Annotated in this window: 1 protein-coding gene; it reads right to left on the bottom strand. The window is 63.8% G+C overall.

Annotated elements, in window-relative coordinates; all coding sequences use genetic code 11:
• Window positions 1-44: 44 nt before the first annotated feature.
• Window positions 45-683, bottom strand: a 639-nt coding sequence (locus tag F1002_RS20845) for an OmpA family protein (protein ID WP_370452218.1), incomplete at its 5' end; no start/stop codon positions are given.

The raw sequence follows: 683 nt of genomic DNA, 5'->3' as shown, positions 1-683 counted from the left end.
AAAAAGCCCCGCTATGCGGGGCTTTTCGTTGAAGCGACGGCGGATTACTTGGTGCCGATGACTTCGATGTCGACGCGGCGATCCGGCTGCAGGCAGTCGATCAGGGCCTTGGTCTTGGCATTGCCCTTGCACTTGTCGCCGGTAACCGGCTGCTTCTCGCCCTTGCCTTCGGTGTAGACGCGGTTGGCTTCGATGCCCTTGGCAACCAGGTATTCCTTGACCGCGGCAGCGCGCTTCTCGGACAGCTTCTGGTTGTAGGAGTCGGAACCGATGCGGTCGGTGTGGCCGACGGCCAGGATCACTTCCAGCTTGATGGCCTTGGCCTTGGAGACCAGGTCGTCGAGCTTGGCCTTGCCTTCCGAGCGCAGGACAGCCTTGTTGAAGTCGAACAGGGCGTCGGCGGCGACGGTAACCTTTTCAGCGGTCGGCTTCACGCCGGCCGGAGCGGCAGCGCCACCCGCCGGAGCGGCGGCAGTCTTCGGCTCGCAGGTTTCTTTCGGCAGCAGGTCCTTGTCGCATTCGCAACCGGCCTTGTCGGCAGCCGCAGCAGCCGGGGTCCAGTAGCCATCGCGCCAGCACAGACCGAAGCCGCTCTTGGCGACGACGTCACGCTGGTCGATCAGGTAAACGCGCTCTTGCGCAACAGCGGAGAAACCGATACCGGCCAGCAGGGCCAGAACCAG

The organism is Dechloromonas sp. CZR5, assembly GCF_008711155.1.
In the GTDB taxonomy this organism is placed as follows: Bacteria; Pseudomonadota; Gammaproteobacteria; order Burkholderiales; family Rhodocyclaceae; genus Azonexus.
Note: the sequence above shows the minus strand (reverse complement) of the source record. Positions and strands in the feature narration are given on the sequence as shown.